General features: G+C 35.0%; 13 protein-coding genes. 1 reads left to right on the top strand and 12 read right to left on the bottom strand.

All coding sequences use genetic code 11. From position 1 onward, the window contains the following. Nucleotides 1-4: 4 nt before the first annotated feature. The 10 genes from AC4CVH_RS07575 to gpr form a co-directional block, all read right to left on the bottom strand. Nucleotides 5-757, bottom strand: coding sequence for a 16S rRNA (uracil(1498)-N(3))-methyltransferase (locus AC4CVH_RS07575; protein WP_490787150.1), 753 nt, complete (start codon nt 755-757; stop codon nt 5-7). A 17-nt stretch (nt 758-774) separates the two neighbouring features. After that, nucleotides 775-1,719, bottom strand: coding sequence for a 50S ribosomal protein L11 methyltransferase (prmA, locus tag AC4CVH_RS07570; protein WP_490787149.1), 945 nt, complete (start codon nt 1,717-1,719; stop codon nt 775-777). Nucleotides 1,720-1,748: 29 nt separating this feature from the next. Beyond that, nucleotides 1,749-2,891 (bottom strand): molecular chaperone DnaJ, encoded by a 1,143-nt coding sequence (gene dnaJ / locus AC4CVH_RS07565; protein ID WP_490787148.1) that lies wholly within the window; start codon nt 2,889-2,891, stop codon nt 1,749-1,751. A 166-nt stretch (nt 2,892-3,057) separates the two neighbouring features. Next, nucleotides 3,058-4,929, bottom strand: coding sequence for a molecular chaperone DnaK (gene dnaK / locus AC4CVH_RS07560; RefSeq protein ID WP_490787147.1), 1,872 nt, complete (start codon nt 4,927-4,929; stop codon nt 3,058-3,060). Between the two features lie 51 nt (nt 4,930-4,980). Then, nucleotides 4,981-5,640, bottom strand: a complete 660-nt coding sequence (grpE, locus tag AC4CVH_RS07555) for a nucleotide exchange factor GrpE (protein ID WP_490787146.1) — start codon at nt 5,638-5,640, stop codon at nt 4,981-4,983. Nucleotides 5,641-5,696: 56 nt separating this feature from the next. Beyond that, nucleotides 5,697-6,737 carry a heat-inducible transcriptional repressor HrcA gene (gene hrcA / locus AC4CVH_RS07550; RefSeq protein ID WP_490787145.1) on the bottom strand — a complete coding sequence of 347 codons (1,041 nt, stop codon included), beginning with the start codon at nt 6,735-6,737 and terminating at the stop codon, nt 5,697-5,699. A 175-nt stretch (nt 6,738-6,912) separates the two neighbouring features. Then, complete coding sequence (hemW, locus tag AC4CVH_RS07545) at nt 6,913-8,067, bottom strand: radical SAM family heme chaperone HemW (protein ID WP_490787144.1); 1,155 nt, start codon at nt 8,065-8,067, stop codon at nt 6,913-6,915. An 11-nt stretch (nt 8,068-8,078) separates the two neighbouring features. Then, nucleotides 8,079-9,887, bottom strand: coding sequence for a translation elongation factor 4 (gene lepA, locus AC4CVH_RS07540; protein ID WP_490787143.1), 1,809 nt, complete (start codon nt 9,885-9,887; stop codon nt 8,079-8,081). Between the two features lie 141 nt (nt 9,888-10,028). After that, complete coding sequence (locus tag AC4CVH_RS07535; protein WP_490787142.1) at nt 10,029-10,355, bottom strand: hypothetical protein; 327 nt, start codon at nt 10,353-10,355, stop codon at nt 10,029-10,031. Nucleotides 10,356-10,432: 77 nt separating this feature from the next. Beyond that, complete coding sequence (gpr, locus tag AC4CVH_RS07530) at nt 10,433-11,419, bottom strand: GPR endopeptidase (RefSeq protein WP_490787141.1); 987 nt, start codon at nt 11,417-11,419, stop codon at nt 10,433-10,435. Between the two features lie 189 nt (nt 11,420-11,608). On the opposite strand from gpr, the gene rpsT reads away from it, so the two are divergent. Next, nucleotides 11,609-11,875 (top strand): 30S ribosomal protein S20, encoded by a 267-nt coding sequence (rpsT, locus tag AC4CVH_RS07525; protein WP_490787140.1) that lies wholly within the window; start codon nt 11,609-11,611, stop codon nt 11,873-11,875. A 30-nt stretch (nt 11,876-11,905) separates the two neighbouring features. On the opposite strand, the gene holA is transcribed toward rpsT, so the two are convergent. Together holA and AC4CVH_RS07515 are read right to left on the bottom strand one after the other, a co-directional pair. Further along, nucleotides 11,906-12,949: a DNA polymerase III subunit delta gene (holA, locus tag AC4CVH_RS07520; protein ID WP_490787139.1), complete on the bottom strand. Its 1,044-nt coding sequence runs from the start codon at nt 12,947-12,949 to the stop codon at nt 11,906-11,908. A gap of 30 nt (nt 12,950-12,979) precedes the next feature. Further along, nucleotides 12,980-14,704 (bottom strand): ComEC/Rec2 family competence protein, encoded by a 1,725-nt coding sequence (locus tag AC4CVH_RS07515; RefSeq protein ID WP_490787138.1) that lies wholly within the window; start codon nt 14,702-14,704, stop codon nt 12,980-12,982. Nucleotides 14,705-14,747: the final 43 nt, after the last annotated feature.

Raw genomic sequence — 14,747 nt, 5'->3', positions numbered from 1 at the left:
TCAACTATTCCATTCCTCCCAAATCACCAAGTTCATACATTAGAATAGATATGCACACAAATCCCGCTGTCTCGGTTCTAAGTATTCTTGGACCAAGTGTTACTATACTTGAATTAACATCTTTAAATGCCTGTATTTCAGAATCTGAAAATCCACCTTCCGGTCCAATAAATATAGCAATATTTTTTATATCTTTACAATCAGATGAATTAAAAACTTCCTTCATACCAAGTTTTCTTTCATTTTCATACGGTACAACCTTCAGGTCCATATTTTCAAATCTGTCCATAGCTTCTTTAAAAGACACAGGACTGCTTACATCAGGAATCAAACCTCTTCCACACTGCTTGCAGGCCTCAATCGCTATCTTCTTCCATCTCTGAATTTTCTTTTCTTCTCCACCCTTGTTTTTAACAACAACTCTATCTGTAAAAACTGGTACTATTTCAACTGCTCCAAGCTCCGTTGCTTTTTGTACTATAAGATCCATTTTTGCAGATTTCGGAAATCCCTGAAATAGATGAATTCGTAATTTGCTCTCATTTTGAAAATTCAATTCTTCAATTATATCTACATGCACACTTTCCTTGTCGATATATGATATTTCTCCCGCAAACTCTTTTCCAGAGCAATTGTTTATGATTACAGAATCACCATTTTTCAATCTAAGAACCTTGTATATATGTTTTACATCTTCTCCTGAAATATAAGCAGTACCATCTATTATATTTTTATCTGATACAAAAAATTTACGCATTATTAGAAACCTCTCTATTATTCTTCAACTAATCTTGCAGACACGCAAACCCACTCTCCATCTTCATTGACACTCTCTATTTCAAATCCTGAATTTTGAAGTTTGGAAACAACTTCGTCCTTCCTGTCCCTTAGTATTCCGGAAGATATAAAAATACCTCCACGTTCAAGAAAGTTCTTTACTTCATCAGTAAGTGGGATAATTATATCGGCAATTATATTTGCAACCACAATATCAGCTTTTCCTTTTATTACATCCATGAGATTTCCTTCAATTATATCTATGTTTTGAACATCATTGTACTTTATATTTTCGCATGCCGACCTTACAGCAACAGGATCCATGTCAACTCCAGTAGCATGTGCTGCACCAAGCTTTGCAGAAACTATGGAAAGTATACCCGAACCCGTTCCTATGTCAAATATCCTTGTATTTGCACCGACATATTTTTCGAGCTGCTTTATACACATCCTTGTAGTTTCATGTGTCCCTGTTCCAAATGCCATACCCGGATCAAGCCTTACAACAACATCTTCATCTTTTTTCTCATATTCTTCCCATATAGGTACCACTACAACTTTGCTTCCAACCCTTGTCGGCTTGTAATACTTTTTCCAGTTGTTTGCCCAATCTTCTTCATTTACTCTTTCTGCTTTTACAATACCAAGTCCGGCGTCAATATCGAACTCGGATAATTTATCAACTGAATTTTTTATATACGCCAAAGTGTCATTAAAATTTTCATCTTCCTCAAAATATGCCTTAACAAGCGCATAATCCTTACTCTTCAAAAGGCTGTTGTCAAAATAATCCCAGTCTCCAGGATGTTTCTTTTTAAATTCAACATCATCAGGGTCTTCTACTGAAACCCCCTGAACTCCTGTATTGTATAATATCCCTGAAACAGCTTCCACAGCTTCACTTGTAGTCTTTATAGAAACTTCAATCCAATTTTTATCCATAATACACCAACTTTTAATTATATAGCTCTTTAAAGCTTACGTTTTATCTTATCTATAATTGATTTTTTTCCGCCTTCAACATCTTCGCCGCCAGCCTTCATAAAATCAAGTAGTGCCTCTTTCTGTCTTTGATTTATGCTCTTTGGAACATCAACTATAAGCTTTACGTACTGATCGCCTCTGCCGTGTCCGTTTACTTTCTCAACACCTTTTCCCCTGAGTCTGAATACAGTTCCTGACTGGGTGCCAGACGGTACATCATATTTCACTTCTCCATCTATTGTAGGTACCTTCAATGTTGTTCCAAAAACCGCTTTTCCAAAGCTTATATGACTTTCTATATATATATCAAATCCTTCTCTTTTAAATTTAGGACTTGATGCAACTTTTATATTTATATAAAGATCTCCAGACGGTCCTCCATTGGAACCGGCTTCCCCCTGGCCTCTTATAGGAATAATATTGCCATTATCCACTCCTGCCGGAATATTTACATTTATCTTTTTGTGCTTTCTTATTTTTCCCTTGCCCTTGCAGTGAGAACAATAGTCTTTTATTACCTGACCTGTACCTCCGCATTTATCACATGTATTCATACTTACAAAACTTCCAAGAGGAGTATTTCTCTGTGTTCTTACCTGACCCGTGCCGCCACATTTGTCGCATGTTCGAGGTTTGGTTCCAGGTTTTGCTCCTGTACCATGACAATGACTGCATGTTTCGTTTTTATTTATGTTTATTTCTTTCTTCGTCCCAAAAACAGCCTCTTCAAAAGTTAGATTAATCGTGTATTCAAGATCGGAACCTTTCTGCGGTGAATTCCGACGTCTTCTTGAACTGCCTCCTCCACCTGAAAATCCGCCTCCAAAGAAGGAATCAAATATATCACCAAATCCTCCAAAATCCGAAAAATCGAATCCTCCGAAACCTTGACCTGCTCCAGCACCTCCAAAATCAGTAGTACCGAACTGATCGTACTGCGCTTTTTTCTGCGGATCTGAAAGTACTTGATAAGCTTCATTTATCTCTTTGAATTTTTCCTCGGCTTCTTTATCATTTGGATTCCTGTCAGGGTGGTATTTTAAAGCTAATTTTCTGAACGCTCTTTTTATTTCATCATCACTTGCACCTTTTTGAAGTCCCAGGACTTCATAGTAATCCTTACTTGCCATTTTTTATATTTCACCACCTAAAAATACTATATATAAACACTTTTAAATTTACTAAAAACAATAATTGCAAAATTAAACTTTATACTCAAATTAAGGGAAGAGTAAGAACTCATCCCTTAACTATTACCATTATACACATTTATTATATAATCGTGAAGAGAAAATATTATTTATCATCGTCTACCTTGTAATCCGCATCCACTACATTGTCATCATTTTTTGCACTTCCCTGGTCTGGACCTGCCTGCTGTCCTGATCCTTCACCTGGATTTGGTCCTGCGCCAGGATTTGGGCCTGCCTGTGCATTTTGACTGTATATCTTGGATGATATTCCATAGAATGTCTGAGTAAGATCATCAGTAGCTTTCTTTATTGCATCAAGATCTTCTCCGTCCTTGATCTTCTTTAAAGCATCAATCTTTTCTTCAATTGACTTCTTGTCTTCAGCAGATACTTTATCTCCCAAATCCTTCAATGTTTTTTCAGTCTGGTATACAGACTGGTCTGCATTGTTCTTTATCTCGATTGACTTCTTTCTGTCTTCATCCTGCTGTTTGAATTTCTCTGCATCTTTTACAGCCTTATCTATTTCATCATCAGTAAGATTAGTTGATGCTGTAATTGTTATATTTGCCTCTTTTCCAGTTCCCTTATCTTTTGCAGATACATTTACTATACCATTTGCATCAATATCAAATGCAACTTCTATCTGTGGAACCCCTCTTGGAGCAGGTGCTATTCCTGAAAGTGTGAATCTTCCGAGAGTCTTGTCATCAGCAGCCATCTTTCTTTCTCCCTGTACTACATGTATTTCAACAGAAGTCTGCCCGTCAGCTGCAGTTGAGAATACCTGGCTCTTTTTAGTAGGTATTGTAGTATTTCTCTCTATAAGAGGTGTTGCAACTCCTCCTAAAGTTTCAATTCCAAGAGTAAGAGGTGTAACATCAAGAAGAAGTACATCTTTTACATCTCCTGTAAGAACTCCTGCCTGTATTGCGGCTCCAACTGCAACACATTCATCAGGATTAACTCCCTTTGATGGTTCTTTTCCAGTAAAGTTTTTAACAGCTTCCTGAACTGCAGGGATTCTTGTAGAACCACCTACAAGTATAACCTTGTTTATATCGTTTATTGAAAGTCCTGCATCTTTGAGAGCCTTTTTCATAGGTTCTATTGTTCTTTGAACAAGGTCCTGTGTAAGTTCATTGAATTTTGCCCTTGTAAGGTTCATGTCTATGTGTTTTGGACCTGTTGCATCAGCCGTAATAAATGGTAAGTTTATATTTGTCTGCATTGATGATGAAAGCTCTATCTTTGCCTTTTCTGCAGCTTCCTTCAATCTCTGGAGAGACATCTTGTCAGCTCTTAAATCTATATTGTTGTCTGCCTTGAAAGTATCTGCTATATAATCTATTATCTTCTGGTCGAAGTCATCTCCACCAAGACGTGTATCACCATTTGTAGCTTTTACTTCAAATACACCATCACCGAGTTCAAGTATTGATACATCAAATGTACCACCACCCAGATCATATACAAATATTTTCTGGTTTGTTTCAGTCTTATCCATTCCATATGCAAGAGAAGCTGCCGTAGGCTCATTTATAATTCTTCTTACATTGAGTCCTGCAATTTTACCTGCATCCTTGGTTGCCTGTCTTTGACTGTCGTTAAAATATGCTGGAACAGTTATAACTGCTTCTGTTACAGTTTCTCCAAGATATGCTTCTGCATCTGCCTTTATTTTCTGGAGTATCATGGCAGATATCTCCTGTGGTGTATACTGTTTTCCATCTATATTTACTTTATGGTCTGTTCCCATATCTCTCTTTATTGACATTATTGTCTTGTCAGGATTTGTTATTGCCTGTCTTTTTGCAACCTGACCTACAAGTCTTTCACCGTTTGCCTGAAATGAAACCACAGATGGGGTAGTTCTTGCACCTTCTGAGTTTGCTATAACTACAGGATCTCCACCTTCCATAACCGCAACACATGAATTTGTCGTACCTAAATCAATACCTATTATCTTTGACATACTAATTACCTCCTCAATTAACTAACTTCAAAGTTCTATTAAATATTTGAATTAATTTGCAACCTTTACCATGCTGTATCTTATCACTTTATCTCCCCGCTTGTATCCCTTTTGAAACACCTCTGCTATACTATTCTTATCATAGTTTTCATCTTCCACATGCATAACTGCATTATGAAAATTAGGATCAAATTCACCATCTGCAGGTATTTCATCGACATCAAGTTTTTTAAGAGCCTCATTAAAAATTTTCACTGTCATTTCGACACCTTTTTTCAAATCGTCTGCACTTCCATCAACTTTGATTGCTCTTTCAAGATTATCAAGTACAGGAAGAATTTCTTTAAGTACATCTTCACATACATCTGTATATATTTTTTCTTTCTCCTTGGCAGTCCTTTTTCTAAAATTATCATACTCTGCAACTGTCCTTGCCAATCTGTCTTTCAAAGCTTCACACTGACTCTTTGATTTTCCAATTTTAATTTTCAATTCTTCATTCTCACTTTTTATATTTTTTAGTTCATCTTCCTTTTCTTTTTGCTCTGATTCCCCTGCACTTTCTTCATCCACATCTTTCGTGCAAGTATCTTCCTGTTTCTCTTCTTCAGGATCCTTATCATCGGCCGAACTATTTTCTTCAACCTTATCTTTTAAATCTTTATTTTTACATTCATCATTATTTTTAATATCATCCTTCTTCTTAAACATTTGATTGTTTCCTCCAATCTCATATATTTATAATAAAATGCAGGTGAATATAAAACTTAATCATAATCAAAGTAAGCATTTGTCAGAATAAAATTCAATTCTCTAACTACATTTGTGAGTACGGAAATAACCTTGGAATACGGAATTCTCGTAGGACCTATGAGACCAATTTTCCCTATAGGTTTATTTCCAAGATTGTAAAATGCCGATATCACACTGCAATCCTCAGCTCCTTGTATATAATTTTCGCTTCCAATTCTTATAGAAATATTGGATGAATCATTCAACAGTTCATTCACCTTTTCCTTATTATCCAACATTGACAGAAATTCTCTGGCTTTTTCAATATCTTTGTACTCTGGGTAATCAAATATATTTACGGTACCCTGCATATATATGTCAGCATTGTCTGCACTTTTCAGATTCTCATACATGACAGGTATAATTGCATTGAATATATCTTCATATCCTTTTAAGTCCAATTTTATATTATTTATGACTTCAAGATTTATCTGTTCACTGTTAAGTCCCCTCAACCTGTCACTTAAAAGGCGGCTGAGTTTTATAAGAACATTATCAGGAATATTTTTCCCAACACGTATAACATTATTCTTTATTACTCCATTATCTGTAACAATTACAAGGAGTATGTTGTTGTTTGACTCTATATTTACAAGCTGAAGGTGTTTTATATAACTCTTGCTTATTGAAGGAACCTTGACTATACATGTAAGCTTTGTAAGTTCCGAAAGAAGCATCGTCGTATGTTTTATTATCTCATCCATCTGGAGTATTGCACTGTTTAAAATCTTGTTTTTTATTATAATTAATTCTTCTTCACTGAGATTAGGCACATGCATAAGTTTATCAACATAAAGCCTATATCCCTTGTTTGACGGCTTCCTTCCCGACGAACTATGAGGTTGCTCCAAATAGCCCATATCCTCAAGATCAGCCATTTCATTTCTTATTGTAGCCGAACTTATTCCCATATTATATTTTTTTGCTATGGTTCTGGATCCCACAGGCTCCGCTGTTTTTATATAATCATTTATTATGGCCTGAAGTATTCTTATCTTTCTTTCATCCATTTCCATAATATCACCTCTTTATTAGCACTCGTTATTACTGAGTGCTAACTGCTATGATTAAAAAATATCACTGATATTTTTTTTTGTCAACTTTATACAGTGTTTATTATCTAATCATAATTTGCAGTATAATTTATTTAAGCCGACCATATTTTAAAATACTCACTTTTACTCCTTATATCTAAGTTGTCAATATAAACTCACACATCACACTGTTTGCCACATCCATACCTCTTCTGCTCAAGTACATTCTATCTCCCTTTTCAACAAGAGTTCCATATCGTATATGTTTCTCAATAGGCACCTTGTATACCGAATAAATATCTTTTCCAAATCTTTTTTGAAACTCAAAAATACTTATGCCATTTTTTTTTCTAAGGCCCATGAACATAAATTCTTCCATACTGTCGTAAATTGAATTTTTATGTACATCAAGCTTTCGAAGCTTTTTCTCTTCAATTTGGTTTATATATTCTTCTATACTGTCTGTTCTCCTGTATCTGGTTTTTCCAACACAGGAATGTGAACCGGCGCCGCATCCAATATAATCTCCAAGATTCCAATAATTCAAATTATGAATGCATTCAAACCCTTTCTTTGAAAAATTGGATATTTCATATTGCAGATATCCATTTTTCTCAAGAAAACCAACTGCAAAATGATACATGTCTCTTTCATCGCACTCGTTCATCAATTCTATTTCACCCTCATTATACATTCTATAAAAAGGGGTTCCCTGTTCCAATATAAGGCTGTAGCATGATATGTGTTCAACATCAAGTTCCACTACCCTTTCCAAAGTTTCCTTCCAGTCATCAAAACTCTGGCCTGGAATTCCAAACATGAGATCTACATTTATATTTGAAAACCCAAGCTCTCTTGAAATAGAATATGCCTTCTTAAAATCTTCAAGCTTATGTATTCTTCCAAGTCTTTCGAGTATTTTGTCCTGCCATGCCTGAAGTCCTATGCTCAGTCTGTTTACTCCCATATCTTTAAACAGCTTGAGTTTGTCTGCAGTAAAACTTCCGGGATTACCCTCTATTGTAAATTCAATTTGACTATGAAGTTTTCTTGAATTTATGGATTCTATAATTGTCTTCATGGAATTTGTATTTACATACGTAGGCGTACCCCCACCTATAAATATAGTACTTATACCACCTTTTATATCTCTTATCTCATCTGAAAGTGCCTGGGAATATTTATCAATAAGTGTTTCCTTTCCACTGTATGAAGTAAAATCACAGTACAAACACTTTCTCGCACAAAACGGTATATGCACATACAATGAAGTGTATTTTTCAAAATCATCATGCTGTACTTTAAAACTCATAAAGGCACCTTCTAATCCTCAGTCTTCAATATCGCCATAAATGCTTCCTGAGGTATTTCAACCGATCCTACCTGTCTCATTCTCTTTTTTCCCTCTTTTTGTTTTTCAAGAAGTTTTTTCTTTCTCGATATATCTCCTCCATAGCATTTTGCAAGTACATCTTTTCTCATGGCTTTTACAGTTTCACGTGCTATGATCTTTCCACCTATGGCAGCCTGAATAGGTATTTCAAAGAGCTGTCTTGGAATTATCTCTTTTAACTTTTGTGCTGTATGTCTTCCCCGCTCATATGCTCTTTCCTCTGGGACAATTATCGAAAGTGCATCTACAACCTCACCGTTCAGAAGTATATCCAATTTTACCAAACTTGCTTTTTCATATCCTTTTAATTCATAATCGAAGGATGCATATCCTCTTGTTCTTGATTTAAGTGCGTCAAAGAAATCATATATTATTTCATTGAGTGGTATATCATAATTTAAAGATACTCTTGTAGTTTCTATATACTGCATATCCTCAAATGTTCCTCTTCTTCCCTGAGCGAGTTTCATAACAGGGCCGACATAATCGGATGGAGTTATTATAGATGCCTTTACAATCGGCTCTTCCATGTATTTTATTTCAGACAGGTCGGGCATGTTGGTTGGATTTGTAAGTTCAACTATACTTCCATCTGTTTTTGTTATCTTGTATATTACAGATGGTGCAGTGGTTATTATATCAAGATTGAATTCTCTCTCTATTCTCTCCTGTATAATATCCATATGCAAAAGTCCAAGAAAACCGCATCTGAATCCAAATCCAAGTGCTATTGAAGTTTCAGCTTCAAAAGACAATGCTGCATCATTTACCTGAAGTTTCTCAAGGGAATCTTTGAGTTCATCGTATTTTGCACCATCTGCAGGATATATTCCGCTAAATACCATCGGTACTGCCGGTCTGTAACCTTCAAGTGCCTCTTCTGCAGGTCTTTTTGCCTCTGTAACCGTATCTCCGACTCTTGCATCCCTTACATCTTTTATAGATGCCGTAAAGTACCCTACATCTCCTGCCTCAAGTCCGCTGTTTGGAAGAAATCCAGGTGCAAACACTCCTGTTTCGGTAACTTCATAAAGTTTGCCAGTTGCCATGAGCTTTATCTGCATTCCCTGTTTAATGGTTCCTTCCTTTACTCTTATGTGGCATACAACACCTCTGTAGCTGTCATAATTGGAATCAAATATGAGCGCTTTTAAAGGCGCACTTTCATCTCCCTCAGGAGCAGGTACTTTTTCAACTATGGCTTCAAGTACATCCTCTATATTTACACCTGTCTTTGCCGATACAAGAGGTGCATCTTCTGAATCTATGCCGATTACATCTTCTATCTCCTTTTTTATTTCATCAGGTCTTGCACTTGGAAGATCTATCTTGTTTATAACAGGAACAATTTCAAGATCATGATCCAGTGCAAGATAGCAGTTTGCAAGTGTCTGTGCCTGTATACCCTGTGTTGCGTCCACAACAAGTATGGCCCCTTCACAGGCAGCAAGACTCCTCGATACCTCATAATTGAAATCTACATGTCCTGGAGTATCTATGAGATTAAATATGTATTCTTCATTTTCACGTCTTTTATACACAAGCCTTACCGCCTGTGATTTTATAGTTATTCCTCTTTCTCTCTCAAGTTCCATATTATCAAGTACCTGGGATTCCATCTCTCTCTTTGTAAGGGCACCCGTCTTTTCAATAAGTCTGTCTGCAAGTGTGGACTTACCATGATCTATATGTGCAACTATTGAAAAATTTCTTATGTACTTTTGTCGTTCACTCTGCATATTAGCAACCTCCATCGCCTGGCCGTCAGATAAATTTAAAAGATTTGCAACTCTGCAAATCTTTCTAAACACTAACTATTATTTATAATAAATTATAACATAACGGGTATTTCCTGAAAAGAGTACTAAATGGCATTTTATCTACTTTTGAAATACATTTGTTTTTATTTCATCAATTCTATCCGATACCCCTGAAACCACATGCTCCCCTGCAGATTTAATACCGTCTCCCGCATTAAAAATAGCATTGGCAGCCTTGTCTTTCAAACTGCAAAATGTATTTCCATTCATGTCTATGGAATATTTGTTTGTTTCTATTTTAAAATCAAGCGGCGAAAAACTGTAATCTATACTTATTTTTGAGTTATCCTTTATAAATTTAGGCATGCTGTTACTGACAACCAATATACCTGAAACAATGATTGCAATACTTAAAATTACAATCGATTTTACTGTTTTAATACCCATAAGACCACCCTCACAATAAATTTTTCTATTACTAAGGATGAACATTTTTACGTATTTTATACATTAAAGTAAAACCTCTACTCCAGAAAAGCTTTTATTTCCTTTTCGTCAAGTTCCGGTTGAAGTGCCCTGTTTATTGAGCTCGACAATATCTTCGATATTGATTCCATTACAATATCCACATCCTTCGGCGTAACCATGATATTCCCCGAGTACGGTTCTAAAACTTCGTTTATAAGTTTTCTCTTCTCTTCCCTGTCAAGAGACCTCAGCATGTTGTAGAATTCGCTTCCTTTATGGGACTTTGACATAAGCTCTTCAATTACAAGATCTATAGTGTCATTTGCCATAGTTGCTGCATCAACCACCGTTGGAACCCCTACTGCAATTACAGGAATACCAAGTGTCTTTTCGCTGAGTTCCATTCTTCTGTTTGCAACCCCAGAACCGGGGGATATACCGGTGTCGCTTATCTGTATCGTAGAATTTACCCTTTCAAGTTTTCTGGACGCCAGTGCATCTATACATATTATAAGGTTAGGCTTTATATTTCTTACTATTCCTCTTACTATTTCACCGGTTTCAATTCCTGTTATTCCAAGAACTCCAGGCGCAACTGCACAAACAGGTCTTATCCTCTCATCTATTTTATCTGGAACAAGCTGTTTGAGATGCCGTGTTATCATAAGCTTTGATACAACCTTGGGTCCGAGTGAATCCGGAGTTATATTCCAATTTCCCAATCCTACCACCATCACAGTCATACTCTTGTCAATCGGATTTTTTAATTTTTTTATCACATTTTCCAGTTGGTCTCCAACTACTTTACTGAGCTTATCTCCAAGCTCTCCGTTGTAAAATGCATACTTTGGAATCTCAATTGTTATATATGATCCTTTCGGCTTACCTATCTTCTTTTCTCCGACTTCTCCCGTAACTCTCACATTTGTTATTTTTATATCATCTTTAAATACTTCATCAATCTCTATTCCATCTGCTTCTTCTCCATTTTCACTTTCATATATCTGTTTAGCCTCCAGCGCCAAATCAGTTCTCACATTCATAAACAAAGCAATCACTCCAAACACATATAATCTTTAAATTATTATTAGCGTTTTAAAGACATATATTCATTGAAATTATACTTGAAGGAACTTACTTTTAATGTTATAATAGCATTTGTTAAATATTCGAAACTCACCAGCATTCCCCAAAGCTGACGAAATTATAAAATTATAAGGGGGTGAACTACCATGGCAAATATTAAATCAGCAAAAAAAAGGATAAAAGTTATAGAGACAAAAACTCTAAGAAATAAAATGATAAAATCTTCATTAAAAACAACGTTGAAGAAATTTTCAACTGCTGTTGAAGGCAGCAATGTTGATGAAGCTAAAGTCACTTTTGCTGCTTCAGTAAAAGCTCTTGACAAAGCTGTTACAAAGGGTGTAATCCACAAAAACAAGGCATCAAGAAAAAAATCAAGACTCGCAGCAAGATTACATAGCTTATCTGCTTAATAAATAAACCGGTTGATACCGGTTATTTATTTATGCAGCAGTTGTGTTTATTATTAAAAGTTCCATCTCAGTCTTCTCATTTACAGGAAGACTTTTTATTCTCTCCTCAGTATCGAGACACATATCAAGAGACCTTTTCAACTGTCTGATGGTGAATTTTTTACTTTGTCCAACCATAATTTTATACGCATATTCCGATTTCATGCCAAGCATATTCATTATATATTTCTTTTCCTTTTTCGCCTCAAGTTCCACTTTCATTTTAAGCATTCTATCAAATTGACGTTCTATCATTGAAAGTATATAGCTTATTTTCATGCCTTTGTATAAGAGTTCATCCAGAACATTGAGTGCTTCTTTCACTTTCTTATCTGCAATGGGATTGACAAGATCAAATATATCCTCATCACTGCTTTTTGAAAGAAGTTTTTCTATATCCTCTCTGGAAATTTCCCTTTCGTATGTATAACAGCATAATTTTTCCACTTCATTTTTTATCTCACTGAAATTTTCTTCTTCAACTAGGCTGCAAAATATTCTAAGTTCAAGTTTTCTTATGTTTTTTTTCCTCTCAATAAAAAGTTTTTCCACTTTTTGTTCAAGCTGTCTTCCCTTTAATTTTCCAACCCTGACCACACATGCACTCTTATCCATCTTGTAAATCTTTCTTCCAGGTTTATCCCTTTTGCCTTTGAATACATCATACATTATTAATATACAGTGTTTGGGAATCTTTTGAATGTAACTGCATATTAGTTCAAATTGTTTTTCGCCTGACAATTTGCTCTTTTCCGTTGAATTGTCATTTATAAAAGGCGCCCTGTATACTACCACAACTTTTTTATCACTCATAAACGGAAGTGTCTGACATGCATTTATTATTGCATCAAAACTTTCGAGGGCACATCCATCAAATTTTTGAAAATTAAGTTCGCGTAAATTTTTCGATATCGATTTTTCAATAATATTTTCTATGCATTCTTCAATAATCTTCTCATCCGTCCCACAAAATATATAACAATTTTTTAAATTGCCCTTTTTTAAATCCTGGCTTAAAGTAAAAGTATCTATCATAATAATCACTTCTTCCCTTCAGACAACATATTAACGAACCTTGACCATCCTGTTAAACATTATAACATATGACTTGCTTTTATCTAGAGCATCTCCATGTTCGAAATGTTGCCTGCCTTGATTGCATTTATCTTTAATGTCAAACTTGAGCTTGAATTTTGTTCCATTTTCATAGAAATTTGCAGATACAAAATTCTTTCCTTCAATATTCAATTTTATAGATTCATTCTTTCTTATATTATATATCAGGCCGTCTTTTGGATCAGTAACAACCTTTGATATATTTTTTGAGTCTTTTATGTCCATAATCCAGCTCGAATTAAAAAAATCATAATTACACAACATAATCTTTTTTTCTCTGCTTTCTATAATAACCGACTGGCCTCCTTTTAAACTTACAAGTGTTATTTTCGTAAAAACATTGAAGTTCTGAAAAAATAAAAAAATCAGAAATGCTATTGGAATGTACTTTGCTTTTTTAAGCCCTCTCTTGTAAAAAAGACAGCTTATGTAAGAAATCAAAATTGCAATTCCAGTCATATAACTCAAATATGCAATATCAGAATATATGCCGAGTATAATTGAAGTTGCTCCATCACATGCCATTATAACAATCCCAATAAGTTTTGAAATATAAAAGAACATCCCTCCCGTAAAAATAAAAGGCAATGACAAATTTCCAAGTACAACAATAACAGAATACATGGGAAGAAGTATCATGTTTCCAAGAAGCGAAACATAACTGAATTTTTGGATTGTAAAAGCTATATAGGGAAGTGAAAAAAGCTGAGACGAAACGTCCAGACTTATTGCCGACGCTATTTTTTCCGGAATCATGTAAAGTTTGCATGCTATTTTATTATAATACAATATTATACCAATGGTTGCTAAAAATGATAATCCAAACCCTATATCCACTATATAATACGGTCTAGCCATTATAAGTACAACTGCTGCAAGTCCCAAAGAAGAAAGACTGTCATATTCCTTGAAAAGAACCCTTGACATTTTGAATACAAACATCATAATAAAAGATCTTACAGTTGCTGCAGACATGCCTGTAAAAAATGTATAGAAAAGACATACAAGCGACGAAACTTTAAATCCAACAAGATTTTCAAGGGCAGCATAAAGAACAGCCATGTGAAATCCAGAAACACTCACTGCATGAACAACACCAAGCTTCTGGAATTCATCCTTTTGCTCCTGTGTAAAATACTGCACATCACCAAAACATATTCCCATGACAACTGCAGATTTATCATTTCCAATTGCACTTTGAAACTTGTCATGAATCATCTTTTTGTACTTATATGACAAATAATAAAAATCCTTCTTCAATACTTTATATTTTCTTACTTTGTATTCACCTATTATTCCCCTGTCAAATTGATCTCCGTTCTTGAAACTTCCACATGCATATATCTTACTCCCCTCTTCTATTCCATCAAGTTTGCCACTCAAGGTCACTTTTCTTCCTTCTATACTACCTGTAATATAATAGTTTTTTCTTTCCTGTATCCTTATATATGCATTTTGACCGGGTTTCAAACTAAAATAGTTTAGAGAACTAACACATGCCAATAAAAAGAAAATCAAATTCAATATAAAAAATTTCTTTTCAAGTACAGCAAAAAATATTATAAAAAACAGGGCGGCAAAAGCCGCCCCCACAAATAAATTATAAAAACATTCTAAAACGAACACACAACCACAAGCTGTTGAAACAGCATAAAATACCATTGGTTTTCTCATGGACAGCACCCCTGTCTATAATTGTGTCCACAAAATTATTATT

The sequence above is a fragment of the Clostridium pabulibutyricum genome (assembly GCF_058242705.1).
The sequence above is the reverse complement of the archived record's forward strand: the minus strand, read 5'-3'. Positions and strand labels throughout refer to the sequence as shown.

Coding starts and splice junctions, on each gene's coding strand:
- AC4CVH_RS07575 (WP_490787150.1), bottom strand. CDS start 757: ATGCGTAAATTTTTTGTATCAGATAAAAATATAATAGATGGTACTGCT.
- prmA (WP_490787149.1), bottom strand. CDS start 1,719: ATGGATAAAAATTGGATTGAAGTTTCTATAAAGACTACAAGTGAAGCT.
- dnaJ (WP_490787148.1), bottom strand. CDS start 2,891: ATGGCAAGTAAGGATTACTATGAAGTCCTGGGACTTCAAAAAGGTGCA.
- dnaK (WP_490787147.1), bottom strand. CDS start 4,929: ATGTCAAAGATAATAGGTATTGATTTAGGTACGACAAATTCATGTGTT.
- grpE (WP_490787146.1), bottom strand. CDS start 5,640: ATGTTTAAGAAGAAGGATGATATTAAAAATAATGATGAATGTAAAAAT.
- hrcA (WP_490787145.1), bottom strand. CDS start 6,737: ATGGAAATGGATGAAAGAAAGATAAGAATACTTCAGGCCATAATAAAT.
- hemW (WP_490787144.1), bottom strand. CDS start 8,067: ATGAGTTTTAAAGTACAGCATGATGATTTTGAAAAATACACTTCATTG.
- lepA (WP_490787143.1), bottom strand. CDS start 9,887: ATGCAGAGTGAACGACAAAAGTACATAAGAAATTTTTCAATAGTTGCA.
- AC4CVH_RS07535 (WP_490787142.1), bottom strand. CDS start 10,355: ATGGGTATTAAAACAGTAAAATCGATTGTAATTTTAAGTATTGCAATC.
- gpr (WP_490787141.1), bottom strand. CDS start 11,419: ATGAATGTGAGAACTGATTTGGCGCTGGAGGCTAAACAGATATATGAA.
- rpsT (WP_490787140.1), top strand. CDS start 11,609: ATGGCAAATATTAAATCAGCAAAAAAAAGGATAAAAGTTATAGAGACA.
- holA (WP_490787139.1), bottom strand. CDS start 12,949: ATGATAGATACTTTTACTTTAAGCCAGGATTTAAAAAAGGGCAATTTA.
- AC4CVH_RS07515 (WP_490787138.1), bottom strand. CDS start 14,704: ATGAGAAAACCAATGGTATTTTATGCTGTTTCAACAGCTTGTGGTTGT.